The organism is Vagococcus fluvialis bH819, from assembly GCF_900163795.1.
GTDB lineage: Bacteria > Bacillota > Bacilli > Lactobacillales > Vagococcaceae > Vagococcus > Vagococcus fluvialis_A.
Map to the genome: position 1 here is coordinate 17,352 of NZ_FWFD01000016.1, position 24,836 is coordinate 42,187.

The 24,836-nt window shown below is 33.3% G+C and carries 26 protein-coding genes, 1 pseudogene and 1 other annotated feature; of the genes and pseudogenes, 13 read left to right on the forward strand and 14 right to left on the reverse strand.

The features are described 5' to 3' along the window. The first annotated feature begins 18 nt into the window (after window positions 1-18). Window positions 19-450 (forward strand): GNAT family N-acetyltransferase, encoded by a 432-nt coding sequence (locus tag FM121_RS12730; RefSeq protein WP_086952565.1) that lies wholly within the window; start codon window positions 19-21, stop codon window positions 448-450. A 69-nt stretch (window positions 451-519) separates the two neighbouring features. Here the strand turns inward: FM121_RS12730 and FM121_RS12735 are convergent, their stop codons facing one another. The 7 genes and pseudogenes from FM121_RS12735 to FM121_RS12765 all read right to left on the reverse strand — a co-directional run. After that, window positions 520-1,080 (reverse strand): hypothetical protein, encoded by a 561-nt coding sequence (locus tag FM121_RS12735; protein ID WP_086952566.1) that lies wholly within the window; start codon window positions 1,078-1,080, stop codon window positions 520-522. Further along, complete coding sequence (locus tag FM121_RS12740) at window positions 1,074-1,712, reverse strand: ATP-binding cassette domain-containing protein (protein ID WP_256958466.1); 639 nt, start codon at window positions 1,710-1,712, stop codon at window positions 1,074-1,076. The genes FM121_RS12735 and FM121_RS12740 overlap by 7 nt, the downstream gene beginning before the upstream one ends. 12 nt (window positions 1,713-1,724) lie before the next feature. Further along, the gene (locus FM121_RS12745; RefSeq protein ID WP_143597086.1) at window positions 1,725-2,252 is read right to left on the reverse strand and encodes a hypothetical protein; all 528 of its coding nucleotides are present in this window, start codon (window positions 2,250-2,252) and stop codon (window positions 1,725-1,727) included. A 163-nt stretch (window positions 2,253-2,415) separates the two neighbouring features. Continuing rightward, complete coding sequence (locus FM121_RS12750) at window positions 2,416-3,120, reverse strand: hypothetical protein (RefSeq protein WP_086952568.1); 705 nt, start codon at window positions 3,118-3,120, stop codon at window positions 2,416-2,418. Continuing rightward, complete coding sequence (locus FM121_RS12755; RefSeq protein WP_086952569.1) at window positions 3,107-3,904, reverse strand: hypothetical protein; 798 nt, start codon at window positions 3,902-3,904, stop codon at window positions 3,107-3,109. The genes FM121_RS12750 and FM121_RS12755 overlap by 14 nt, the downstream gene beginning before the upstream one ends. Window positions 3,905-3,979: 75 nt before the next feature. Then, window positions 3,980-4,405 (reverse strand): hypothetical protein, encoded by a 426-nt coding sequence (locus FM121_RS12760; protein ID WP_086952570.1) that lies wholly within the window; start codon window positions 4,403-4,405, stop codon window positions 3,980-3,982. 178 nt (window positions 4,406-4,583) lie between these two features. Further along, window positions 4,584-4,907: pseudogene (locus FM121_RS12765) on the reverse strand (YbaK/EbsC family protein); the annotation flags it as partial. Window positions 4,908-5,108: 201 nt separating this feature from the next. Between FM121_RS12765 and mnmE the strand changes: the two are divergent. The 12 genes from mnmE (at window position 5,109) to FM121_RS12820 (ending at window position 17,635) form a co-directional block, all read left to right on the forward strand. Beyond that, a complete protein-coding gene (mnmE, locus tag FM121_RS12770) occupies window positions 5,109-6,503 on the forward strand; it encodes a tRNA uridine-5-carboxymethylaminomethyl(34) synthesis GTPase MnmE (protein WP_086952571.1) in 1,395 nt (464 codons plus the stop codon). 16 nt (window positions 6,504-6,519) lie between these two features. Further along, a complete protein-coding gene (mnmG, locus tag FM121_RS12775; RefSeq protein WP_086952572.1) occupies window positions 6,520-8,421 on the forward strand; it encodes a tRNA uridine-5-carboxymethylaminomethyl(34) synthesis enzyme MnmG in 1,902 nt (633 codons plus the stop codon). A gap of 123 nt (window positions 8,422-8,544) precedes the next feature. Next, window positions 8,545-9,975, forward strand: a complete 1,431-nt coding sequence (locus tag FM121_RS12780) for an ATP-binding protein (protein ID WP_086952573.1) — start codon at window positions 8,545-8,547, stop codon at window positions 9,973-9,975. Window positions 9,976-10,142: 167 nt separating this feature from the next. Then, window positions 10,143-10,307 (forward strand): hypothetical protein, encoded by a 165-nt coding sequence (locus FM121_RS14485; RefSeq protein ID WP_179203876.1) that lies wholly within the window; start codon window positions 10,143-10,145, stop codon window positions 10,305-10,307. A 136-nt stretch (window positions 10,308-10,443) separates the two neighbouring features. Beyond that, a complete protein-coding gene (gene rsmG, locus FM121_RS12785) occupies window positions 10,444-11,163 on the forward strand; it encodes a 16S rRNA (guanine(527)-N(7))-methyltransferase RsmG (RefSeq protein WP_086952574.1) in 720 nt (239 codons plus the stop codon). Between the two features lie 45 nt (window positions 11,164-11,208). Then, complete coding sequence (locus FM121_RS12790; RefSeq protein WP_086952575.1) at window positions 11,209-11,976, forward strand: ParA family protein; 768 nt, start codon at window positions 11,209-11,211, stop codon at window positions 11,974-11,976. Beyond that, a complete protein-coding gene (locus FM121_RS12795) occupies window positions 11,963-12,859 on the forward strand; it encodes a ParB/RepB/Spo0J family partition protein (protein WP_086952576.1) in 897 nt (298 codons plus the stop codon). The genes FM121_RS12790 and FM121_RS12795 overlap by 14 nt, the downstream gene beginning before the upstream one ends. Before the next feature lie 109 nt (window positions 12,860-12,968). Next, on the forward strand, window positions 12,969-13,160 hold the full coding sequence (locus FM121_RS12800) for a DUF951 domain-containing protein (protein ID WP_086952577.1): 192 nt from the start codon (window positions 12,969-12,971) through the stop codon (window positions 13,158-13,160). A gap of 18 nt (window positions 13,161-13,178) precedes the next feature. Further along, on the forward strand, window positions 13,179-14,279 hold the full coding sequence (gene ychF / locus FM121_RS12805) for a redox-regulated ATPase YchF (protein WP_086952578.1): 1,101 nt from the start codon (window positions 13,179-13,181) through the stop codon (window positions 14,277-14,279). Between the two features lie 24 nt (window positions 14,280-14,303). After that, window positions 14,304-14,999, forward strand: coding sequence for a DUF1129 domain-containing protein (locus FM121_RS12810; RefSeq protein ID WP_086952579.1), 696 nt, complete (start codon window positions 14,304-14,306; stop codon window positions 14,997-14,999). Window positions 15,000-15,181: 182 nt separating this feature from the next. Next, window positions 15,182-16,666, forward strand: a complete 1,485-nt coding sequence (gene guaB, locus FM121_RS12815) for an IMP dehydrogenase (protein WP_086952580.1) — start codon at window positions 15,182-15,184, stop codon at window positions 16,664-16,666. A gap of 63 nt (window positions 16,667-16,729) precedes the next feature. Then, complete coding sequence (locus FM121_RS12820; RefSeq protein WP_086952581.1) at window positions 16,730-17,635, forward strand: lactate/malate family dehydrogenase; 906 nt, start codon at window positions 16,730-16,732, stop codon at window positions 17,633-17,635. Window positions 17,636-17,671: 36 nt separating this feature from the next. On the opposite strand, the gene FM121_RS14695 is transcribed toward FM121_RS12820, so the two are convergent. The 7 genes from FM121_RS14695 to FM121_RS12850 form a co-directional block, all read right to left on the reverse strand. Continuing rightward, a complete protein-coding gene (locus tag FM121_RS14695) occupies window positions 17,672-17,800 on the reverse strand; it encodes a hypothetical protein (RefSeq protein WP_256958467.1) in 129 nt (42 codons plus the stop codon). A gap of 179 nt (window positions 17,801-17,979) precedes the next feature. After that, entirely contained in the window at window positions 17,980-19,254 is a 1,275-nt protein-coding gene (serS, locus tag FM121_RS12825; protein ID WP_086952582.1) for a serine--tRNA ligase, read from the reverse strand. Between the two features lie 63 nt (window positions 19,255-19,317). Beyond that, window positions 19,318-19,541 (reverse strand) — a binding site (T-box leader). A 40-nt stretch (window positions 19,542-19,581) separates the two neighbouring features. After that, on the reverse strand, window positions 19,582-19,881 hold the full coding sequence (locus FM121_RS12830) for a MazG-like family protein (protein WP_086952583.1): 300 nt from the start codon (window positions 19,879-19,881) through the stop codon (window positions 19,582-19,584). 13 nt (window positions 19,882-19,894) lie between these two features. After that, window positions 19,895-21,181 (reverse strand): serine hydrolase domain-containing protein, encoded by a 1,287-nt coding sequence (locus FM121_RS12835; protein ID WP_086952584.1) that lies wholly within the window; start codon window positions 21,179-21,181, stop codon window positions 19,895-19,897. An 85-nt stretch (window positions 21,182-21,266) separates the two neighbouring features. After that, a complete protein-coding gene (locus FM121_RS12840; RefSeq protein WP_086952585.1) occupies window positions 21,267-22,544 on the reverse strand; it encodes a serine hydrolase in 1,278 nt (425 codons plus the stop codon). A 96-nt stretch (window positions 22,545-22,640) separates the two neighbouring features. Continuing rightward, on the reverse strand, window positions 22,641-23,840 hold the full coding sequence (locus FM121_RS12845) for a sensor histidine kinase (RefSeq protein WP_086952586.1): 1,200 nt from the start codon (window positions 23,838-23,840) through the stop codon (window positions 22,641-22,643). Next, a complete protein-coding gene (locus FM121_RS12850; RefSeq protein WP_086952587.1) occupies window positions 23,785-24,471 on the reverse strand; it encodes a response regulator transcription factor in 687 nt (228 codons plus the stop codon). The genes FM121_RS12845 and FM121_RS12850 overlap by 56 nt, the downstream gene beginning before the upstream one ends. Window positions 24,472-24,836 lie beyond the last annotated feature (365 nt).

Genomic DNA, 24,836 nt, shown 5'->3' on the forward strand with positions numbered 1-24,836 from the left:
TTGAAAGGTGGAATAAACATGGAAGTTATTGTTAAAACGTTAACTGAATTAACAACCAAAGAATTATTAGAAATTATGCAAGAGCGGGTAAAAGTTTTTATTGTCGAGCAAAACTGTCCCTATCAGGAAGTGGATGAAGATGACGAAATCGCGCAACATGTTATGCTAAAAGAAGATGGCAAACTAGTCGGATATACGCGTATTATGGATCGTGGTGATTTGGTTACCTTTGGTCGTGTGTTGGTTGTCAAAGAACACCGAGCGAAGAAATTAGGTAAAAAGATTGTTGAAGCCACATTAGAAGAAATTAAACGCTTGTATCCAAATAAAGAAATTAAAATATCAGCTCAAAATTACCTCGTTGATTTCTACGGTAGCTTTGGATTTGAAGTCGTATCAGAGATGTATTTAGAAGATGATATTCCCCACATTGATATGTTGATGAAGTAGGAGCTGCCTTTTGAATCTCGACTAAAAAGAATGATCTAGAGATAAATATATATCTTTAGATCATTCTTTTTATAGTTGAGTAATTTTGCCATTAATTTTATATTTATAAGCACCACTAGGCCCCTTATCAATGTAATAAATTTCTGCTTCTTGTAATTTTTCAATAGGATAAAAACCATTTTTATCTTTATCCGGAATAGCGTTGATTGTTACAAACCCACCTGTTGTTTCAAAAGGAGCAAGTTGAGTTTTAGTATTATTTTGTTCAAAAATAGCTTTATTTTCAACTGGATCAATCCACCATCCAGTACCACCACTTAAAACAACCATACTTTCCATAATATTAACTTCTTGTGATGGTTGCTCAGAATCATTTTTAACATCAAAGTAAACGGTATAAGCAATGACGTCCTGTTTGTAAAAGTCATCAAAGACTTGTTTCCGTTCAATTTCCTTAAATGTATAGGTCAAACCAAGAATATCACAGGGTTTACCAAGATAGACATCAATTGTTTCAATACCATACCGTTGTAATAAGTAACAATGACTTTTTTGAATGTAGGAGTACCTAAACCCACTTAAGATAATAAAAGCGACGAGTATGCCATTAATCATGTGTTTTTTTACCATAAACTAGCCTCATTAAGTTTGCCATGAGCCATTTTAAAGTGTGTTTGTGTCACATGTTTTAAAAATTCTTTGTCATGACTAGCAATGATAAAGGTGCTCTCTTCCATAGAGTGAATTATTTTTATTAATAAGTTGATACCATCTTCATCTAGACCATTTGTAGGTTCATCTAACACAATTAAATCAGGACCCCCAATAATTGCTTGTGCAATACCTAAACGTTGCTTCATCCCTAAGGAGTATTTTTTGTATTTGCGTTTATCTTTAGGGTTCAAACCAACAGTCGCAATAACTTGATTAATCGTATCGTCTCCAATCGATTTAGAGATAAAAGAAAGCAATTTTAAATTTTCAAACCCAGTAAATTCATTAATAAAACTAGGGTTTTCAATTAATAAACCTAATGAATTTGGAAAGTTTTTGTTACCAATATCCTTGATAGTATCAATTTGAATAGTTCCCTCAACAGTCATCAAACCACAAATAGATCTTAGAAACATGGTTTTACCAGAGCCGTTTGTACCATAAATACCATAATTTTTTCCCATGTCTAAAGAAAGAGAAATATTATCTAGAATCATATCTTTTTTTATTTTTTTTGAAACATTTGTATAGATAATTTTTTTTTCCAAAGTAATCACCTCTTAATATATTTCTTTTTTTTGTAATATATAAATACTTAAAATACTTGATATAAAAAAGAACATAAAATTATATGAAAGAATAAAGCTAGTAGTTAATTGATTGGATAGATGTTGAGCTGGCATGTTAATATTAGCAGGAAAAAAATGATGTGAATGTTTCCAACCTAGAGAATAGATGATGATAATAACAATAAAAGCTAATATTTCTTCCAATAATAGGTTAAATAAAATAAAAATTGAAACGCTCATTAATTGCCCCAAAAATATAAGTAGGTAAAAAAATAAACTAAAAGGAATGGTAAGCAAGTGTAAGATTAAAAAATAAAGTATATTAAGAACTAATGTTGCTAAGAAGCTAGCTATAATTTTACTTAATAAATACCATTTTTTTTGAGCCAAAATAAAAACTGGGATGCCTTGTGTGGTCAAATCTTGACGAATAAAGTCATGAATGAGAATGATTGGAGCTAAAACAATAAAAAACCAACAATAAGGAAAAGAAATAAATAGGGACTCTCGGGCGCTCATCTCGGTAATACCACCTGTAAAAAAAGCTAAGTCTGTTAGATTTTTTTTTAAGTGAATGAAAAGTAGTGTAAAAAAGCTAAGTAAAAAAAAGAGATTTCTCTTTTTACTTTTTAAAAAATAGAAATCTCTTTTTAATAGTTGTATAAAATTCATGATTTCCTCCTTAATCTGAAGAATTTAAAAAATCTTTTTTACTAATCTTATAAAAACTAAACCAAAGTAACGCTTGAGAGATAAAAAATAAACAAGAACCCGAAGGAATAATATCCCAAAACGTGAGGTTATTTTCTATGTTTGATAATTCTTGTACAATCATGATGTATGAGGGAACACCTAAATAAAAATTTAAAATAATCATGATGAATGGTGTAGAAATACTGACAATAAAAGCAATAATTAAAGAGTTAGTTTGAAAAAAAATCACCAAATATAAGGATGTAACAAATAGAAATAACACCCATGATCCAATAAATAATTTTAATTCGAATAGAAAGTACAGTGGAGAAACAGAATCAATCAACATACTTAAAAATAATGTGGATATATTATACGAAAGAATGAATAAACTTGACGTTAAAATGAGTTTAAAAAGTATAAATTTAGCATAATTATCTCGAGAGCCTGATGTGATTAAAATATCTTGCCGAGTATATAAACTAAGTTGCCCAGTCATGACTAAAGATAATATAGGTAACAATAAAAAGATAAAAACATATTTTGAATAATATCGATATTGTAAATTTTTAACTTTAATATCACCATACATAACATGGTCAATGAGCAAGGGACCTACCATTAGTACGAGTAAAATCAGAAATAAAAACCAGAGGATTGTTTTATTAGACCATAAGTAATTAATTTTTTTCATTTTTTTTAATTCCGATCAGGTATAAAAAAAATGTCAGAAAAAGAACCGTAAAAATGCTGGTAAAGACATATATTGGGGCAATGATTTGATTTGATACTTGCTTTGAAAATGTCGTGAAAATAAAAGAACTTTGGTATTTAGAATTAGGAACGAAAAGAATCCATACATAATTCAAAACAAAAGGACTTAGAAAAATAAGAAAATCTTTTTTAGGTAAATACAGACTACTGGTTAAAGCGATAGAAGAAAAAATACCAGCAACTACAAAAGCAAGTAAGACATAAAACATCATGTGAATAAAAGGATGACTGTAGTATAAACTTGGAAACAAGGTATTGGAATAAAGTAGTGGAACATTCATGTTACCATTAACAAGCATATCTACGGGTTGATTAGGTAGGAACATGAAACAGCCATAAATATTAACCATGAGAGCAGAGGCAACGATAAAACCACCTGCAATAAAATTAAAAATAAATAAAGTAATAAAATAATCTTTTTTAAGTCCTTTACTAAAGAAGTAAGATATTAAACCAGTCTTTTTGTCCTTACTATAAATGTTAGAAAAGGCTAAACTAGAAACAAGGGGCATAAGAAAGAAAAAAATTGTTGGTAATTCAGATGCTGTATAAGAACCAATCCATCTTGTGTATGGATTTCCGTTATAATTAGCATTAGGTATAATATCTAAGATGACATAAAGTATGGATATCAAGTTAACAATTAATAAAGCGACATAAAAATAATAGTTTCGTAATAATCTTTTAAAAAAAAAGTTGAACACTTCATCATCTCCTAGAAAAAACTTTTAGATAAGAAGTTTAAGTTGTTCTTATCTAAAAGTTATTTTTTTATAAAATTAATATTTAACGTAATCGGGACTCCACACACCTTGAATTCTATTATTCATTCTAGGATCAGCTCCAACTTTAATGCCAGCTTCATTTCTACCATTTTCACGAACATAATTACTCATAAGAATAGTTCCTTTTTTATTGAATTGATAATAACTACCACCAGAATCGTTAGAAGCGTTACCACCATTTTTACGACCCTGTACCCAACCAGAGGCTTTATTCCCAGGATTAGATACGCTGTTTACTTTGGCATAAACATAAGAAGTTGTATTTTTTTTCCTAAATCCTGTGTGGGCATAGCCGTTAGATGTTGATGTAGGTTTTAACTCTAAAGTAAAAGAAGTATCTGAAGAGTTTGGTGCAGCAAAAACAGTTGCACCAAATAGTATGCCGCTTAAAATAGTTGAAACAAATAAAGTTTTTTTCATAATGGTTCTCCTTTATGGTTGTTTTAAACGATCGTTTTTTAATTAACTCGTTATCAAAAATTATAAACCATAACCAGCGTTATTAATTTTTTCTTAGGGAAATTAAAAAAAAATTAAGAATAGTTTTTTTTAGATAGAAATAAAAAACAAGATATGAAAATTAAGAAAAGTTAAATTAAATCATTAAAGTAGTGGTATTGATATTAGGAGGGACTCCAATTGTATCCTCTTGATCGATAGACCAATCAATCACAACTGTAATTTTCTTTTCTAGATCGTTGGCTAAAGCAAGAGGAGTCACGACTCCAACATGAATTCCAAGCAATTCAAATAAGGTTTCTTCTGATAAAAAAAGGTGTTTTTCATCAGGAAGAATCACTAAATAAATTCATTTGCCTTTTTTAGCTTTTAAGACTAAATTTTTTACTTGCGGCCCTGGTTAATCAAAAGGCACATTCTTAACAGAAGTAATCACCAGATGATCCACGCGTTGATAAAGGACATTTGAATACGGTTTTTATAAAAAAATACCCAAAAGGATTTGCGTTTAAAATTGTCAAAACCACCTAATTATGCTATTATTTTAATGAATCTAAATACAAGAGGGCAGTCAAAGTGCGTCTCTACTTTTTTTTGTATGGTCAAAAAAGGGTGGAGTAGGCGCTTTTTTATATGCATTTTTTTAAGAAAGGACGCATTTTACATGAATATAACCAAAGAATTTGATACGATTGCTGCTATTTCGACGCCACCTGGTGAAGGGGCGATTAGCATTGTCCGCATGAGCGGGGACATGGCAGTAACGATTGCTGATAAGATTAGTGCTTATAAATATAAAAAATTAATGGAAGTACCAACACACACGATTCATTATGGTCACATTATGGATCCTGATACAGAGCAGATTTTAGATGAAGTCATGTTTTCTATCATGCTAGAACCAAAAACATTTACAAGAGAAAACATTGTAGAAATTAACTGTCATGGTGGAATGGTCGTTGCCAACCAAGTCTTACAATTATTATTAAGACAAGGGGCTCGATTAGCTGAACCGGGAGAATTTACAAAACGTGCTTTCTTAAATGGTCGCATGGATTTGTCTCAAGCCGAAGCCGTGATGGATTTAATTCAAGCAAAAACAGATGAATCAATGAAGCTTGCTTTGAACCAGTTAGATGGAAAATTATCCGGTTTGATAAAAGAGTTGCGTCACCATATTTTACAAGCTTTAGCTCAAGTAGAAGTTAATATTGATTACCCAGAGTATGACGATGTGGAAGAGATGACAGCTAACTTGATGAAAGAAAAAGCAGGACAAGTTAAGGGATCGATTGATCATTTATTAATGACGGCTAAACAAGGTAAGATTTTACGTGAAGGGTTGTCTACAGCGATTATTGGTCGTCCTAATGTAGGAAAATCAAGTCTACTAAACTACTTACTTCAAGAAGATAAAGCCATTGTGACTGAAATTGCTGGAACAACGCGTGATGTTATAGAAGAATACGTGAACGTTCGAGGTGTGCCACTTAAATTAATCGATACTGCTGGTATTCGTGAGACAGAGGATATTGTGGAAAAAATCGGTGTGGAAAGAAGTCGTAAAGCTTTAAATGAAGCGGACTTAATTCTATTAGTTCTTAATCAAAGTGAAGCTTTAACACCGATGGATATCGAATTATTGTCTTTAACAAAAGGCATGAACCGTATGATTCTTTTAAATAAAATGGATTTAGAAACGAAGTTAGATCGTGAAGCTTTAGATGAGTTACTAGATAATGATACAGTACTGAGCGTTTCAGTTACTTCTAGTGAAGGGATTGAAACCTTAGAACAAGCCATTAAAGATAGGTTCTTTTCAAATTCAGGAAAAGAAAAAGATGCCACATATATTTCTAATTCACGTCACATCGCCTTGTTAGAACAAGCGAATATGGCATTAGATGAAGTGTTAGAGGGAATAGAAGCAGGGATGCCTGTTGACTTATTGCAAATTGATATGACACGTAGCTGGGATTTACTAGGTGAGATTATTGGAGATAGCGTTCAAGATGAATTAATTACACAATTATTTAGCCAATTCTGTTTAGGTAAATAGTAAGGGAGATAAAAGAATGGAAAACAAAACACAATATGATGTTATCGTTGTTGGTGGGGGACATGCTGGTTCAGAAGCCTCACTATCAGCTGCAAGAATGGGAATGAAAACACTTCTTGTAACACTTAACTTAGATATTATTGGCTTTATGCCATGTAACCCATCCATTGGAGGACCAGCAAAAGGCGTGGTCGTTCGTGAGATTGATGCTTTAGGTGGTGAAATGGGTCGTAATATTGATAAAACCTATATCCAAATGAGGATGTTAAATACAGGTAAAGGTCCAGCCGTAAGAGCATTGCGTGCTCAAGCTGATAAATTTGCCTATCAAACAGAACTCAAACATACCCTTGAAAAACAGGAAAACCTAGATTTACGTCAAGGAATTGTGGAAAAACTAATCGTTGAAGATGATGTCGTTAAAGGGGTAGAAATCACAACAGGATCAAAATTCTACAGTAAAGCAGTTATTATTACAGCGGGTACAGCTCTTCGTGGTGAGATTATTATTGGTGAATTAAAATATTCTTCAGGACCAAATAATTCATTACCAGCCATTGGTTTAGCTGACCATTTAAAAGAGCTTGGATTAGAGATTGAACGGTTTAAAACAGGAACGCCACCTCGTGTGAAATCAAGTTCGATTAATTATGATGTAACGGAAATTCAACCGGGAGATACAAAACCTAACCATTTTAGTTTTGAAACAGCAGATGAAAAGTACAAACAAGAGCAGCTACCATGCTGGTTAACCTATACCAATTTAGATACTCATGAAGTCATTAGAGAAAATCTACACCGTGCCCCGATGTTCACTGGAATTGTTGAAGGAGTTGGCGCGCGTTATTGTCCGTCGATTGAAGACAAGGTGGTTCGCTTTAGCGACAAACCAAGACATCAAATTTTCTTAGAACCAGAAGGCGCTAATACAGAAGAAGTTTATGTTCAAGGTTTATCAACTTCTTTACCAGAAGACGTACAACATGATATTGTTCGTAGTGTGGCAGGTCTTGAAAATGCCGAAATCATGCGTAGTGGTTACGCCATTGAGTATGATGTGGTTGTTCCTCATCAATTAAGACCAACCCTAGAAACGATGAAAATTGAAGGCTTATATACAGCGGGGCAAACTAATGGAACCTCTGGGTATGAAGAAGCAGCTTGCCAAGGTTTAATGGCAGGAATCAATGCTGCCTTAAAAATTCAAGGCAAAGACCCACTTGTATTAAAAAGAAGTGATGCGTATATCGGTGTGTTAATCGATGATTTAGTGACGAAAGGAACGAATGAACCTTACCGCTTACTAACATCTCGTGCAGAATATCGTTTGTTATTACGTCACGATAATGCAGATTTACGTTTAACAGAGATGGGACACGAGATTGGTTTAGCAGACGAAGAACGTTATACTGATTATGTAGGGAAAAAAGCGATGGTTGAAGCAGAGATGGCTCGTTTAGAGAAAGTGCGTTTGAAACCAACCAAAGAATTACAAGCTTATTTAGCAGAAAAAAACAGTGCTGAATTAAAAGATGGTATTTTAGCAGCGGATTTATTAAAACGTCCAGAACTTTCTTACCAAGATATCGCCAAATTCGCAGGAGAAGAAAGCTTAACTGTCCCACGTTATGTGTACGAACAAGTGGAAATTCAAGTGAAATATGCAGGCTATATTAAGAAAGTAAATGACAAAGTAGAGAAGTTAAAACGCATGGAAGCTAAACGTATTCCAGATAATATTGACTATACCAAAGTGAATAGTTTAGCCACAGAAGCAGTGCAAAAATTAGAAAAAATTCGCCCAGAAACGATTGCTCAAGCCAGTCGAATCAGTGGGGTGAACCCAGCAGATATTAGTATTTTGATGGTTTATATTGAAAAAGGTAAAATTGCGAAGAAAGATAGTGAAAAGGCTTAGTGATAAGCCTTTTTCTTATGCCTAAAATCGGTGAATGATAAACTTTTTGAACACTAGTAATCCTTAACATAAATATTATTTTTGTGTATACTTATTAAGTAGTGTTACTCAAGGAGGATTCTGATGAAAAATCAACAGATTAAAGAATTTATAAATAGTAAAGAGAATAGATTTTTTGATAGAAAAAGCGCTAGAATAGCACCTAAAGATATTATTAGACATATCATCGGGTTTTCCAATGCGTCAGGAGGTAAACTAGTTATTGGAATTGAAGATAATGGCGAAATATCAGGTTTTAATTATGAAAAGGCTAATTCGATAGAATCTTTTAGAGAAAGTATTTACATGTATACTAAACCAACACCGATTTTTGAATTTAATGAAATTAATGTTATAAACAAAAATGGAATAGAAGATAAAGTCCTTGTAATAGATGTAGAAGTCAGTACGGACAGTGTTATTAGTAATAATAAGGAAGAATGTTTTTTACGAATGGGCGATAATACAAAAAAATTGAATCACAAGCAAATAACACAGTTAGAATATGATAAAGGGCAAAGAAGTTTTGAGGATGAACTTGTAAGACAAAGCAGTTTAGAAGATATAGATGAAGTGTTACTGAATAGATATAAAGAACATCGTAATTGTTTACATCTGAGTAGTGTTCAATTGTTAGAGGCACGGGGATTTATGAGAAATGGAGAAATTACAAATGCGGGTATTCTTTTATTCGGTAAGAACACTTTTAAGTATTTACCGAATTGTAGATTGAGATTCATACGATATGATGGTTTGAAAAGTATGACAGGAAAAAGAATGAATATTATAAAGCAGTTTGACTATGAAGATCCGATACCTTTATTAATAGAAAACGCAGCCAGAGATATAAAAGCACAACTAAGAGATTTTCAATATTTAGGTGATGATGGAATGTTTAAGAAGATTTCTGAATATCCTGAATTCGCGTGGTTTGAGGGAATTGTAAATGCGGTAACGCACAGAAATTATTCATTTAGAGGAGATCATGTTCGTGTAGAAATGTATGATGACAGATTAGAGATACATAGTCCTGGCGACTTACCGAACATAGTGACAATAGATAATATGCGTAAAACTAGATATTCTAGAAATCCGAGAATAGCTAGAATACTAACTGAATTTGGATGGGTAAGAGAAATGAATGAAGGAGTTAATCGGATTTATGATGAAATGGAATCCTTCTTCTTAAAAGAACCAGTTTATAGTGAACCAGAGAACAATTCAGTCCTTTTAGTTTTAGAAAACAATATTTTATCTAGAACGTTACGAACATCAGAAAGACTCGATGATTATATAAAGAATACTTACAAGGAGGATTTAGATGATGGTGAATTAGCTATAATAGTTTATCTATACAATGAACATAAAATAAATGTTACACAAGCAGCGAGTGTACTAAATAAAAGCAAAAGTTATTCTAGAGGAATTTTAAAAAAGATGTTCAATAAAAATCTAATAGAGTGGCATGGATCAAGTTTTAGTGATCCAACTCAACACTACAGTTTAACAAAGTAGGGTAAAGTAGGGTAAAGTAGGGTAAAGTAGGGTAAAGTAGGGTAAAGTAGGGTAGATGATACTCTAAAATGTTTCACATGAAACATTTTTTTATAATTGTAATTCTTAGACGAAGTGAAATCTTCATGCTAAAATGAGGTAAGTCAATTATATAGGAGGCACTTTTTATGAGCAAATGGTATGAAAAGAAACGATATTTAGTCCCTATTTCAATTATTGCTAGCGCTTTTGGTATTGCATGGGTTGGTAGTCTATTAGGAGAAAAAAGTGAACCTGAGTTTAATCCAGACTATTATAAGAAAAAAGAGGCACCTATTTTTATAAAAAAATAATCAAAAGAAAACTTACAGTTAAAAAATTGTAAGTTTTTTATTATCGATTGAAGACAAAGCATTGAATTTTGACTTTATTTGCGTTAGAGTAGAGATATCCGTGAAACATTTTTGTTTCACAATGAGGAGAAGTGTAATGAAACCAGAAATTTTTAGACAAGAACTTGCTAAAATAGGTATTGAGTTGTCAGATACCCAAATGAAGCAGTTTCACCGTTATTATGAATTATTAGTTGAATGGAATGAAAAAATTAATTTAACAGCTATTACTGATTTAGAAGAAGTTTACTTAAAACATTTTTATGATTCGATTACTTTAGCGATTAGTTTAGACTTTAAAAATGAAAATTATTCTTTATGTGATGTTGGATCAGGTGCAGGATTTCCGAGTATACCAATAAAAATTGTTTATCCGAATTTAAACATATCTATTGTGGATTCTTTGAATAAGCGAATTAAATTTCTAACCTTATTATGTGAAGAATTACATTTAGAAAATGTTAATTTATACCATGATAGAGCAGAAATGTTTGGACAAAATAAGATTCACAGAGAAGCCTATGATTTAGTCACAGCAAGAGCGGTAGCTAGATTAAATGTCTTATCAGAATTATGTATACCACTTGTTAAAAAAGGTGGTAAATTTTTAGCACTAAAAGCAGCCAAGAGTGAAGAAGAAGTGATTGAAAGTAAAAAAGCAATTGCGATTTTAGGAGGTAAGCTAGTAGAAGAAGTTGAAATAGTTTTACCTTTTAATGAAGATAAACGGTATGTTGTAGTAATTGAAAAGAAAAAAGAAACACCTAAAAAATATCCAAGAAAACCAGGGACACCCAATAAAAGTCCCTTAATGTAGTCAATCAGTACAAAATTTAGAGTGATAAATATTGGAGGAAGTACGATGGTACGAATCATATCAGTTGCAAATCAAAAAGGCGGTGTGGGTAAAACCACTACAACAGTCAATTTAGGCGCATGTTTAGCATCTGCAGGAAAAAAAATTCTACTTATTGATATGGATGCACAAGGAAATGCAACAAGTGGGATTGGCGTCAAAAAATCAGATGTCTCACAGGATATTTATGATGTATTAGTTAATGAAGTGCCGATTAAAGAAGTAATTCAAGAAACGGATCGTGAAAACTTACATATTGCCCCAGCTACAATTCAATTATCTGGTGCAGAAATTGAATTGACATCGATGATGGCTCGTGAATCACGCCTTAAAATGGCTTTAAAAGAGGTCGAAAAAGAGTATGATTATATCTTAATTGATTGCCCACCTTCATTAGGCCACTTAACGATCAACTCATTCTCTGCTAGTGACTCAATTTTAATTCCTGTTCAATGTGAATACTATGCGTTGGAAGGATTAAGTCAATTACTTAACACAATTCGTTTGGTTCAGAAACACTTCAATCCGGATTTACGAATTGAAGGGGTTCTTTTAACCATGTATGATGCTAGAACAAATCTTGGTTCTGAAGTAGTTGAAGAGGTACGAAAATACTTTAGAGAACGTGTGTATGACACGATTATTCCAAGAAACGTTAGATTATCCGAGGCACCAAGTCACGGAAAATCAATTATTGATTATGATCCAAAATCAAAAGGCGCTGAGTTTTACCATGCCTTAGCGAAAGAAGTGATGAATCATGAGCAAGACTAATAAAGGTTTGGGTAGAGGTATTGATGCCCTGTTTAAAGATTTTTCAGAGATTGAAGAAGTAGATATTACTAATGAAACAATCACGGAAATCCCTTTAGAAGAGCTGAGACCTAACCCTTATCAACCAAGAAAAACATTTGATGAAAAAGCATTAGAGGAACTTTCAAAATCAATTAAACAATCTGGTGTGTTCCAGCCGATTATTGTTAGAAAATCAACCATTAAAGGATATGAAATCATTGCCGGAGAGCGCCGTTTTAGAGCATCTAAATTAGCTGGAAAAGAAACAGTTCCTGCAATTGTTAGAGAATTTGACGAAGCGCGCATGATGCAAATTGCTGTTTTAGAAAATTTACAACGTGAAGATTTAAGTCCAATGGAAGAAGCAGAAGCTTACGAAATGTTAATGAAAAATCTTAAATTAACTCAAGTGGAGCTTTCAGAGCAATTAGGAAAAAGTCGTCCGTACATTGCTAATTATTTAAGACTATTAACACTACCACAAGTAGTTAAAGATTTAGTTCAAAAAGAATCTCTGTCCATGGGGCAAGCAAGAACCCTTTTAGCGTTAAAGGATGCAGAACAGATTATCCCGTTAGCTAATCGAGTGTTAAAAGAAGGCTTAACAGTCCGTCAATTAGAGCAAATTGTTGCTGATATGAATGATGCCCAAGGGTTGCCTGTTAAAAAAGGAAAAAAAGCTGTTAAACCAAAACCTTATTACATTAAAGCCAGTGAAGATCGTTTGATGGATAAATTTGGTACAAGTGTTGCTATTCAGGAGAAAGAAGGTAAAGGAAAGATTGAAATCGAATACCTTTCCCAAGCTGACTTAACTCGGATTTTAGATATCTTAGAAATACAGTTAGATTCAAACGCTTAAGCATAACTAACTCTAAGAGGGATATATTTTATCAAGAAAATCACCTTGTTTTATGTTAATATATAGCTTGTGTGACCTATTTTTGTAAATGAAAAGGAAGGTATCATGAATGTATGAATTAGGCGATGTTGTTGAAATGAAAAAGCCTCATGCTTGCCAAACCAATCGATGGGAAATTGTGCGAATGGGAATGGATATTAAAATTAAGTGCATCAATTGTCAGCATATTGTGATGATGCCTAGGCGTGAATTTGACAAAAAAATGAAAAAAATTCTTGAAAAAAAGAGTGAAGAAAAATAAAGAAAGAGTGATAATTAAATGGCGTTAACAGCAGGAATCGTTGGTTTACCAAACGTTGGAAAATCAACATTATTTAATGCAATTACAAAAGCAGGAGTGGAAGCTGCTAACTATCCGTTTGCAACGATTGATCCAAATGTGGGGATGGTAGAAGTCCCGGATAATCGTTTAGACGAGTTAACAAAATTAGTAAAACCTAAAAAAACTGTACCAGCAACATTTGAGTTTACAGATATTGCAGGAATCGTAAAAGGTGCTAGTAAGGGTGAAGGACTAGGTAATAAATTCTTAAGTAACATTCGCCAAGTGGACGCTATTTGTCATGTGGTTCGTTGTTTTGATGATGATAACATTACCCACGTTGAAGGACGTATTGATCCTTTAGACGATATTGAAATCATTAACTTAGAACTTATTTTTGCTGATTTAGAATCAGTTGAAAAGCGTTACTCAAGAGTTTCTAAAATAGCAAAGACAAAGGATAAAGACGCTGTTGCGGAATTAGCTGTTTTAGAAAAAGTCAAACCTGTTCTTGAAGCGGGGAAATCAGCACGCTCCATTGAGTTTACAGATGAAGAATTACCAATCGTTAAAGGATTATTCTTATTAACAACTAAACCCGTTCTTTATGTGGCGAATGTGTCAGAAGACGAAGTGGCAGATGCTGATAACAATGATTACGTTAAAAAAGTAAAAGAATTTGCAGCGTCAGAAAACGCAGAAGTTATTTCTATTTGTGCTCGTGCAGAAGAAGAAATCGCTGAGTTAGATGATGAAGATAAGGCAGATTTTTTAGAAGCGTTAGGCATCGAAGAATCAGGCTTAGATAAATTAATCCGTGCGGCGTATTATTTATTAGGCTTAGCTACTTACTTTACAGCAGGTGAGCAAGAAGTCCGTGCTTGGACATTTAAAAACGGTATGAAAGCACCAGAATGTGCCGGTGTGATCCATACAGATTTTGAACGTGGATTCATTCGTGCGGAAACCGTTTCTTATGAAGATTTAAAAGAGCATGGTAGCATGTCTACAGCTAAAGAAGCCGGTCGTGTTCGTTTAGAAGGTAAAGAATATATCGTTAAAGATGGCGATGTTATGTTGTTTAGATTTAACGTTTAAAATTAGAAAATAAAGGTGAGTCTATTGGAAGAAAGCAGAGAAGAACTACAACAAAAAGTTGCTCAAAATCGTGAGTTAATGACACAATTAACAAAAAAAAATGATCAATTTATTTTTGATTTAAATAAAGTATTAGAAGATAGTGACTTAGCTGAAGAGAAAAAAGTCTTAGCATTTAATGATATGTTAACAGCTCTAGTTGAAGGTCAAAAAACTGGTATGACAGCTAAACAATTATATGGAACGCCAACAGAAGCAGCAGATGCTATTATAAACGCCCCAGAACCTCTAGCTGATATGACGTTTGGTAAAATCATGCTAGATAACTTCTTAATGATGTTTGCTTTCCTTGCTGTAATGGTTGGTCTGATGAGCATGCTGTCAAAAGCTGGACAAGCACCACAAGGGATTTTAGCAACGGTTATTGGCGCAATTGCCGGAGCATTTTCATTCTATTTAATCTACAAATATATATATAGTTATGATCAACCAGGAGCGGACCAAAGTAAACGACCAGGTGGTTTAAAATCAGGCCTTATCATGGCTTTATGTTTTGTTCCATGGTTATTTGTTTATACGATTGCCTCATTCCTACCGCCAGCGATTAATCCACCAATTGATCCTGTTCTAAGTATTGCTTTAGGAGCAATGTCATTTGCAATACGTTATTGGTTGAAGAAAAAATACAATTTGAGAAGTACCTTCTTTATGGGGAGATAAGTCGGAGTTCAAAAAGTTGCTTGGAGCAAGCAATTTTTTCATCCCCTTCTTGTTAAATATTACTAAATCTAATCAAAGAACTTGATTAGATTTTTTTATATATTCATCTAATAAATTGACGAATCGTATTTTTTTTGGTATGTTTTTATATAAAAATAAAATTAAAGGAGTGCTATTTTCTAATGACAAATTGGGAAACAAAATTTACAAAAAAAGGTTTTACATTCGATGATGTTTTATTAATTCCGGCTGAAAGTCACGTGCTACCAAATGATGTGGATTTATCTGTGGAACTTGCGCCCAATTTAAAACTAAATATTCCAATCATGAGTGCTAGTATGGATACTGTAACAGACAGTAAAATGGCAATCGCTATGGCAAGACAGGGTGGTTTAGGTGTTGTTCATAAAAACATGTCAATTGAGAAACAAGCTGATGAAGTCAGAAAAGTAAAACGTTCAGAAAGTGGCGTTATCATTGATCCATTCTTTTTAACACCAGATAGCTTAGTAGCAGAAGCAGAAAATCTAATGGCTACTTATCGAATCAGTGGTGTTCCGATTGTTGAGACATTAGAAAATAGAAAATTAGTTGGTATTTTAACTAACCGTGATTTACGTTTTATCTCTGATTACCAACAACCTATCTCAGGAGTAATGACGAAAGAATACTTAGTTACAGCACCTGTTGGAACATCTTTAAAAGATGCAGAAAATATTTTACAAAAACATAAAATAGAAAAATTGCCTATTGTTGATGACGAAGGCAAATTGAGTGGTTTAATTACCATCAAAGATATTGAAAAAGTTATCGAATTTCCTAATGCAGCAAAAGATAAACACGGCCGTTTACTTGCAGCAGCAGCTGTTGGGGTAACGAGTGATACTTTCGAGCGTTCAGTGGCATTAATTGAAGCCGGCGTGGATGCGTTAATTATCGATACTGCTCACGGGCATAGTGCACCTGTTATTCGTAAAATTAAAGAAATTCGTGAAAAATTCCCAGAGGTAACGTTAATTGCTGGGAATGTCGCAACAGCTGAAGGAACACGTGCTTTATATGAAGTTGGTGTTGATATTGTTAAAGTTGGAATTGGGCCTGGATCAATCTGTACAACACGTGTTGTCGCAGGAGTAGGTGTTCCTCAATTATCAGCAATTTACGATGCTGCTGGTGTGGCTCGCGAGTATGGTCGTGCGATTATTGCTGATGGTGGAATTAAATATTCTGGCGATATCGTGAAAGCTTTAGCAGCTGGTGGACATGCTGTTATGCTTGGTTCGATGTTAGCTGGTACAGATGAGTCACCTGGTGAATTTGAAATCTACCAAGGTCGTCGCTTTAAAACATATCGTGGAATGGGTTCTCTTGGCGCAATGGAAAAAGGTTCAAGCGATCGTTACTTCCAGAGTTCAGTTAATGAAGCCAATAAGTTAGTTCCAGAAGGTATTGAGGGACGTGTCGCTTACAAAGGTAGCGCTCAAGATATTGTTTTCCAAATGCTAGGTGGCTTACGTGCTGGAATGGGTTATGTTGGCGCTGGTAACTTAAAAGAGTTACGTGATGATGCTCAATTCGTTCAAATGAGTGGGGCAGGTTTACGTGAATCTCATCCGCATGACGTTCAAATTACAAAAGAAGCACCAAATTATTCAATCGAATCATAATAAAAAAGAGTTTGACATTTTTTATGTCAGACTCTTTTTCTAAAAACTAGGAGGTTGTTAAGTATGGGAAAAATTGGAATTATTGGCATGGGACATGTAGGGTCAGACGTGGCGTATACATTGTGCCGAGAAAAATTAACGAATCATTTAGTATTAATTGATCCACTAAAAGAAAAAGTATTGGCTGAAAAATTAGAATTAGAAGACAGCATGATAGGCTGGGATTATTCAATAAAAATTGAGACACAAAACTATGCCAGTTTACAAGATGCTGAGATTGTTGTGATTAGTGTGGGTAGCCAAAATATTGACAATGAAAATCGAAATTCAGAATTAATAGATAATGTTAAAGCTGTGAGAGAAAGTATTCCTCAAATTGTAGCAAGTGGCTTTAAAGGGATTTTTGTTGTTATCTCAAATCCTTGTGATGTTATAACAAAGCTTGTACAAGAAGTAAGTGGTTTTCCTTACGGACGAGTCATCGGTACAGGGACTTTACTAGATAGCCACCGTTTGAAAAGAGTAGTTGGTCAATACTTAGAAGTTTCACCTCAAGATGTCTCTGGTTATGTACTAGGGGAACATGGAGAGAATCAATTTGTTCCTTGGTCTCTTGTTAGTGTACGTGAGAAATCAATGCTTCAAGAAATCCAGTTATCAAGTGATGTGTTGTATCAATTGAAAGAAGAAACACGCTTAGGTGGTTGGCATATCCATGCTGGCAAGGGGTGGACAAGTTACGGAATCGCTTCTGCTTGTAGCCGTTTGATTCAAGCTATTCAGCAAGATGAAAATAGGGTTTATCCAACATCTAGTTATGATGAAGTCGAAGATTTATATATCGGTTGGCCAACGATTATTGGGAGACAAGGCGTGATTGGTCGTTTACCATTAAATTTACTTGTTGAAGAAAAAGAAGCTTATCAAGCTTCGGCAAAAGAAATAATAAGTGTATATGACAGAGTTTAGATAATATCATAATAAAAAAAATAAGAGATAGACATTTTAGTCTGATCTCTTATTTTTTTCTCCAGTTACTTGGAGCTGAACGCCTTTTTCATCACGCTTATTAGTCTGGAATAAAAAATCTGCTCCCACGATAACTTCAGAAATATCCAATAATCCAAAAACCACGGATTATTGGATATTCCTTCCAGTTACTTGGAGCAAAGCGATTTTTTATTCACTCTTACTTAGTCTGGATTCAAAAGGCAACTCCTGCGGCAGTTTCAGAAATAAAAATCAATTCAAAAAGCACGAATTGTTTTTTATTTCTTCCAACTGCTTGGAGTTAAGCGCCTTTTTCATCACTCTTATTTAGTAATTTTTGTTAGGCCGCCCATGTATGGTACTAATGCTTCTGGGATTGTGACGCTGCCATCTTCATTTTGGTAATTTTCTAAAATTGCGGCTACAGTACGACCAACAGCTAAGCCAGAACCGTTTAAAGTATGAACAAATTCTGTTTTACCTTCGTCATTACGGTAACGGATTTTCGCACGTCTAGCTTGGAAGTTCTCGCAGTTAGAACAAGAGCTGATTTCACGGTAAGTATCTTGCGCTGGGATCCAAACTTCAATATCATAAGTTTTTGCAGCTGAGAATCCCATGTCGCCAGTACACAAAGTAATGGTACGATATGGCAAGTTTAATTTTTGTAAAATCGCTTCTGCATTTTGCGTCATTTTTTCTAACTCATCATAAGAATTTTCAGGTTTACTTAATTTTACCATTTCAACTTTATTGAATTGGTGTAATCTGATTAAGCCACGAGTGTCACGTCCAGCACTACCAGCTTCAGAACGGAAAGAAGGGCTAAGAGCTGTAAAGTAAACTGGCAGTTGTTCATTTGCTAAAATTTCATCACGGTAGTAGTTTGTTAACGGAACTTCAGCCGTTGGAATTAATGTGTAGTTACTATCTTCCAGTTGGAAAACATCTTCTTTGAATTTAGGGAATTGTCCTGTTCCAAACATAGAATCAGCATTCACGATGTATGGAGGAATCATCTCTGTATAACCATGCTCGTAAACATGAGTATCTAACATTAAGTTGTAAATAGCACGTTCTAAACGAGCGCCAATACCTTTGTAGAATAGGAAACGGCTACCAGAAACTTTAGCTCCACGTTCGAAATCTAAAATATCCAAACCTTCAGCGATTTCCCAGTGAGGTTTTGCTTCAAAGTCAAATTGACGTGGTGTTTCCCAACGTCTCACTTCAATATTATCATCTTCATCAGCACCAACTGGCACATCAGCATGAGGTAAGTTAGGTAAAGTGTAAGAAATATTTTGTAACTTTTCGTCAATCACACGAATGGCGTCATCTAAAACTTTAATTTCTTCCCCAATTTTTTTCATCTCAGCGATTTTATCATCAGCATTTTCTTTATTACGTTTTAAAGTCGCGATTTCTTGAGATACATCATTTTTGGTTTTCTTCAACGTTTCAGCAAGAACTAAGTGTTCACGTCTTTCTTTATCTAAGGTCATAAAATCAGTTAAGACTTCTTCTTTAACCCCGCGAGTTAACAATTTTTCTTTCACAATATCAATATTTTGACGCATAAATTTAACATCTAACATAATACATCCTCCTTAAATTTTTAAAAATAAAAAACCTTTCGCCCCAAAAAAGTCATCAAACTTTTTTGGGGCGAAAGGTTAAATTTCACGGTACCACCCAGATTTTGCACAAACGTGCCTTCATTAGTAAGCAAATAACGGTTTGCATCCGATATAACTTAACCACATCGTGTTTTCGTTATATATTCTTTAGGGAAAGTGGATTCCTTAATTCATTGTATTGACTTTCACCAAGCGTCAACTCTCTAAAACAACTTATTTAAGTACTATTCTCTCAACGTTTTATTATTTAGATAGAGTATAGCGACTTTTTTTTCATCTGTCAAATCAATTATTGATGTAATTTTGCCATTTAATTATTTTTTTATCGAGTATATCAGATAATTCAGTGTCTGGATCATCTGCAAGCTTAAAATATAAAGCTAAACTAACGAGAAGTGTGTCGATACACTCTTCTTTGATGTCATTTATCGTTAGTTGCTTGTACTGATTGCCGCTAGCTTTGGTGTAGCTTAGTACAGATTGAGCGACTTCTCCAGATTCTTCGGATAGTTTAAGCGCCATTTGCTCCAGTGTTTTAGGTTCTTTTTCGGCAAGTTGTTTAATTTGGTCAAGTAGTCGTTCCATTTTTCACCTCGAATCATTGTTGGGTTAGAATTTGATAGAGATCTTTAGTTAATTGTGGATTACTTTTATCTTCAGTAAAGGTATTACTTAAAAATACAACAGCGGTGCTAGCATCTTTGTTGAAGAGAGTTGTAGGTTCATATTTTCTAAAAATGCCATGAGCGTAATAGTGATCTAACTTATCATAGAATCCTGCTTTATAATCATATGGATAGGGAGCAGGTTTTCTTTGCATTGTCTGCTGAAGGGTTTCATAGGATGTTAATTTCCCATCAATTGTTGCTTGGATAATAGTTAAAAAATCTAAAGCTGAAATGTACATATTACCTGTTCCTAATTCATTAATATAGGCATATTCTGGTATTTTTACTGGCTCCGTACTTAATTTTCCGTCTTGTTCCTCATTATAAGAAGGGATTAAATGAGTTCCTTCTGTTATGTCATCATAGAATCCAGTATGTTCTAATTGAAGAGGTGATTTGATCGTTTCTTTGAAGTAGTCCTCATAGGAAGTGTGTGTAATTTTTTCAACAATTGCTGACAATAGAAAAAAGTTAATATCTGAATATTTCCATTTTGTAATTGGTTCATAAACTACATTCTTTATAGCATAGTCAATACTGTCTTCTTTATTTTTTACTTTATTAGATTTTTCTTTAAGCGTTAGTCCAGAAGTCATCGAAAGCATTTGGTCAATAGTAATGTTATTACTATTTGGAATTTCGGGATAAAATGATGCCAGAGATGTGTCTAAGCTTATTTTTTGTTCATCAATTAATTTCATAATCAAAATCGACGTAATAAATTTTTGAACTGATGCAATCATATAGGTACTTTCTATCGGTTTATTAGAAAAGTCACTAGCTTTTCCAAAATTATTTAATAGAACAATTTGGTTATTTTTGATAGCTAGTATAGTTCCAGAAGGTTTATATTGCTGTATTGTCTGCTCCAATTGTTTGTTAAGGTCCTTATAGATAGGTGAGGCTTGAGTAAAATCATTTCCATCAATTCGAGGCGTAATAAGATTATTCTCTTTAGCGATAGTTGTTTCAGTAGTATATTGTGTTGAAGATTCAGTAGATTTAGATTCTTTAGTGATATTTTTATCATTTTTAGTGGGCATTTGATTGATTACTGGTAAACTAAATTCATTTTTTAACCAGGGGTACCAATAGTAGATATTAAAGGCAATTGTACCTCCTAACAGTAAGCCAACAATAAACATTAAAAAAGTACGTCTTTTTTGTTTTTTTAGTCGTCTCCTGAGTAAATTTAGTGTTACTTTTGAAGTTTCCATGCATCTACCTACCTTTTAAGTTTGGATTTTAGACATTGTATCATATAAGTATGAAAAAAATTAGAAAAAAGTTAATACTATTGTATTAACTTTTTTTAACGACTAAATGCCAGATTTGCATGAACACATTTTCCTTTTGAATAGTTTCTTTTAGAACAACATCAACCACATCTAACTTTTCATCTTCATTCCTCAAGTAGCCTAAGTTATCTTTAGTATTATATCCATACTCTTTTCCAACAATATAGCCTGACTCTTCGGGAGCTGCTACTTTTTCTTTTCTAGTTAATTGTTTTTTAGTTGGTTTAAAAAATAATTTGATATCTTTATTCTCTTTATTTGTCCATACTGCTAAATCTTCAGTTAAGACAATATTAGCTTTACTTTTCTTTCCATGATGAACATCGATTGTGGGTGTATTTGCAGGGTCGCCCTTTTTCTTAATAACTTCATAGGACCAGTTTGTATAAATGTAATCCATTAATTTTGCTGTTTCATCAAAACGATTAAAGCCATCTTCAACACCCATTACAACAGTAATAATACGATGCTCATTTCTAGTAGCAGTACCGATAAAGCAATCTCCAGCAAGTGGTGTTGTTCCAGTTTTTAAACCGTCAACGCCTTCAGTATAATAATCAAAACCTTCTAGCATGCCGTTAGAATTCCAAATAACGATGCCATCCTTTGTAGAGTTCTCTAGGATAGTGGCACTAGGTAAAGATGTAATTTCAAGAACTTCTGGAAAATCAGCAATTAAGTGCTGCCCAACAATTACTATACTTCTAGCGCTCATCATGTTCTCGTCTTCTTTTTTAGAACCGGGATAAATATTTTTTCCCATATCTTCATTTCCTAGTCCAGAAGCAGTTACAAGAGTGGCGTCATTGATTCCCCATGTCTTTAATTGATCATACATCCGATCAACAAACTTTAATTCGGTTCCAGAAATATGTTCAGCAAGAGCAGAAGTTAAAGAGTTTGCAGAGGAAATTAAAGAACCGTATAGAGCATCTTCAACTGTGTAGATGTGTTTATCTTCAATTGGAATATTAGAAAGATCAGGATTTTTACTCATTTTTTTTAAATTATCACTAATTTTTATTGTGTCATCCCAAGAGATGTTTCCTTTATCAACTTCATCAAAAACAATATAAGCAGTAATTAATTTTGTCATGGAAGCAATACCGAGAGGTTCATCTCCGTTTTGATTGTAAAGTATTTTTCCAGTATCATAATCAACAGCAAGAGCTGCATTTGCCGATACATAGAAGTCATCATTGGAAGCTGAAACCTGAGAGGGAAGAGAAATAAAAATAAATATTACTAATAAAATTTTAAAATGCCATTTTCTTTGTTTCATAAAGTGTGTTTCCTTTCTAGTAGACGATAATACGTCATAACAAAATTTAGCAAAAAAAAAGAGCCAAAGCAATGATTTGAGCTCTTTTTTATTTTTTTAAATATTTTTTAAAGGTAGGTGGATGACAAAAGATGTCCAGCCCTGCTCTGAAGTTGCATAGATATAGCCGTTATGCAAAGAAATAATACTTTGAGCAATAGCAAGCCCCAAACCAGTTCCACCGGTTTGTTGAGAACGAGATTCTTCCACACGATAGAAGCGATCAAAAAGTAAATCTAAAGATTCTTTAGGTATTTCTTGTCCGTCATTTTTAACAGTAATGACGATTTCAGAACCAATTTTTTTGGAATGAATCATAATTTGTTGACCTCCTACACCATACTTAAGAGCATTGGATAGAAGATTATCGAAAACGCGAACTAATTTTTCGGTATCACCTTCCATCATAAGTGAGGGAGGCGTACCTTGAAAATCAATTAGAACCCCTTTTTTTGAGGCATCTAATTCAAAATCAACAACAATTTGAGCAATAAGTTGCTGCATATCAAATGTGACCAAGTTCAAAGGTGTATTGGCTTGTCTAACTTTTGTATATTCGAATAAATCATCCACCAAAACTTTCATTTGTCTAGATTTCATATAGGCTGTGTGAGTGTATTTCAATAACTCTTCTTGGCTAGAAAATTTTCTTTCTTCGATGAGGCCTAGATAACCAATAATAGAAGTTAAAGGAGTTCTAATATCGTGGCTGACGTTTGTAATAAGTTCATCTTTTGATTGCTCAATTCGTCTTTCTTCTTCGATTGCTTCGACGGTACTATCAACTAGAGCGTTAATGCTTCTGATTAATTTTCCTAAATCACCATTCAAATCAAAAGGAATTCTATGATCATAATGACCATTTGAAATAAAATGAAGTTCGCTGATGATATGACGTTGCTGCATTTGTTTATAGCGACGAATCAAACGCCAGTAAAGAACTGCTATATCAATTATGCTAAACATTAAAAATATAGGCTTTTTCCATACAAAATAATTAGGATCGTAAAAAGTATCATATATAGAAGGAATAAAGCTATTTAAAATTTTATCAATCGAAAGACTTGATTGGAAAATTTGAACTAGTAGCATGTAAATGGCTAAATTTAAAAGGATTAACAAAATGATAGTGACGATTCCTTCAATAAGAAGCTCACTTTTTTCTTTAGAAGTAAGTTGAATCCGATTATATTTTTTTTGATTATCTTTCAATTTTATAACCGACACCCCAAACTGTTTGGATGACTTTTTCACCATTGGTAGCTTCTTCAATTTTGTCCCTCAGGTGACTGACATGAACCATAACAGTTTTTGCAGAAATTAAACTTTCTTGTTGCCAAACTCTTTCAAAGATTTCATCAGCACTGAAAACTCGGTTTGGATGACTAGCAAGTAAATACAAAATACCAAATTCAAGTGCTGTGAGTTGAATATTCGATCCCTTGTCAGTCATAACTTCGTGAGAGTCTTTTTTTATAATAAGTGGTCCAATTTCTAAAACATCAGGTACATCAGCTTGGATTTGCATATTAGTTCGGCGTAGCAAAGACTTAACTCTCGCCATAATTTCTAAAGGATTAAAAGGCTTAGTCACATAATCATCAGCTCCAGCAATCAAGCCTTGAATTTTATCCATATCAGTTGTTTTAGCTGTTAGCATAATAATAGGGATTTGAGAGTCTTTTCTTAATTCTTTAACGACCTCCATTCCATCCATTTTAGGCATCATGATATCTAGAATCATCAAGCTTATATCTGGATTAGTCGCTATTTTACTAAGAGCTTCTTTACCGTCATAAGCGTTAATAACTTCGTATCCTTCATTTTTAACATATATACTTAATAATTCAACAATTTCTTTGTCATCATCAACAACAAGTATCTTCATAATTAAAACCTCCGCTTCTTTTATATAATTACATTGTACCAAAATAAAAAGAATAAAAAATAATTAAAAAAAGATGTTTACAATAATTTAAAAAAGTAGTATATTATTTTCATTGCTATTTTACAAAAAAAGAAATAAAAAACAACTTTAAAAAAATGTTGACTTTTATTTATCAGTTATGTTATTCTTTTTAAGTTGCTTGGTAGCAACACATAAACTTAATTACGTAAAGAAATTAATTGAAAAAAGTTGTTGACAACTACTTGATGATTTGTTATTATTAAAAAGTTGTTACGGCAACAAAGAAATTAAATAGATCTTTGAAAACTAAACAAAGTAAGACAAACCAAATGTGTAGGGCGTTT

Bases quoted from the DNA above. Each gene is read 5' to 3' on its own strand.
- serS (WP_086952582.1), bottom strand. From the start codon at position 19,254: ATGTTAGATGTTAAATTTATGCGTCAAAATATTGATATTGTGAAAGAA.
- FM121_RS12750 (WP_086952568.1), bottom strand. From the start codon at position 3,120: ATGAAAAAAATTAATTACTTATGGTCTAATAAAACAATCCTCTGGTTT.
- FM121_RS12745 (WP_143597086.1), bottom strand. From the start codon at position 2,252: ATGAGCGCCCGAGAGTCCCTATTTATTTCTTTTCCTTATTGTTGGTTT.
- FM121_RS12735 (WP_086952566.1), bottom strand. From the start codon at position 1,080: ATGGTAAAAAAACACATGATTAATGGCATACTCGTCGCTTTTATTATC.
- guaB (WP_086952580.1), top strand. From the start codon at position 15,182: ATGACAAATTGGGAAACAAAATTTACAAAAAAAGGTTTTACATTCGAT.
- FM121_RS12835 (WP_086952584.1), bottom strand. From the start codon at position 21,181: ATGGAAACTTCAAAAGTAACACTAAATTTACTCAGGAGACGACTAAAA.
- mnmG (WP_086952572.1), top strand. From the start codon at position 6,520: ATGGAAAACAAAACACAATATGATGTTATCGTTGTTGGTGGGGGACAT.
- FM121_RS12845 (WP_086952586.1), bottom strand. From the start codon at position 23,840: ATGGTGAAAAAGTCATCCAAACAGTTTGGGGTGTCGGTTATAAAATTG.
- FM121_RS12800 (WP_086952577.1), top strand. From the start codon at position 12,969: ATGTATGAATTAGGCGATGTTGTTGAAATGAAAAAGCCTCATGCTTGC.
- FM121_RS12820 (WP_086952581.1), top strand. From the start codon at position 16,730: ATGGGAAAAATTGGAATTATTGGCATGGGACATGTAGGGTCAGACGTG.
- FM121_RS12840 (WP_086952585.1), bottom strand. From the start codon at position 22,544: ATGAAACAAAGAAAATGGCATTTTAAAATTTTATTAGTAATATTTATT.
- mnmE (WP_086952571.1), top strand. From the start codon at position 5,109: ATGAATATAACCAAAGAATTTGATACGATTGCTGCTATTTCGACGCCA.
- FM121_RS12830 (WP_086952583.1), bottom strand. From the start codon at position 19,881: ATGGAACGACTACTTGACCAAATTAAACAACTTGCCGAAAAAGAACCT.
- rsmG (WP_086952574.1), top strand. From the start codon at position 10,444: ATGAAACCAGAAATTTTTAGACAAGAACTTGCTAAAATAGGTATTGAG.
- FM121_RS12790 (WP_086952575.1), top strand. From the start codon at position 11,209: ATGGTACGAATCATATCAGTTGCAAATCAAAAAGGCGGTGTGGGTAAA.
- FM121_RS12780 (WP_086952573.1), top strand. From the start codon at position 8,545: ATGAAAAATCAACAGATTAAAGAATTTATAAATAGTAAAGAGAATAGA.
- FM121_RS12850 (WP_086952587.1), bottom strand. From the start codon at position 24,471: ATGAAGATACTTGTTGTTGATGATGACAAAGAAATTGTTGAATTATTA.
- FM121_RS12795 (WP_086952576.1), top strand. From the start codon at position 11,963: ATGAGCAAGACTAATAAAGGTTTGGGTAGAGGTATTGATGCCCTGTTT.
- FM121_RS12760 (WP_086952570.1), bottom strand. From the start codon at position 4,405: ATGAAAAAAACTTTATTTGTTTCAACTATTTTAAGCGGCATACTATTT.
- FM121_RS14485 (WP_179203876.1), top strand. From the start codon at position 10,143: ATGAGCAAATGGTATGAAAAGAAACGATATTTAGTCCCTATTTCAATT.
- FM121_RS12730 (WP_086952565.1), top strand. From the start codon at position 19: ATGGAAGTTATTGTTAAAACGTTAACTGAATTAACAACCAAAGAATTA.
- ychF (WP_086952578.1), top strand. From the start codon at position 13,179: ATGGCGTTAACAGCAGGAATCGTTGGTTTACCAAACGTTGGAAAATCA.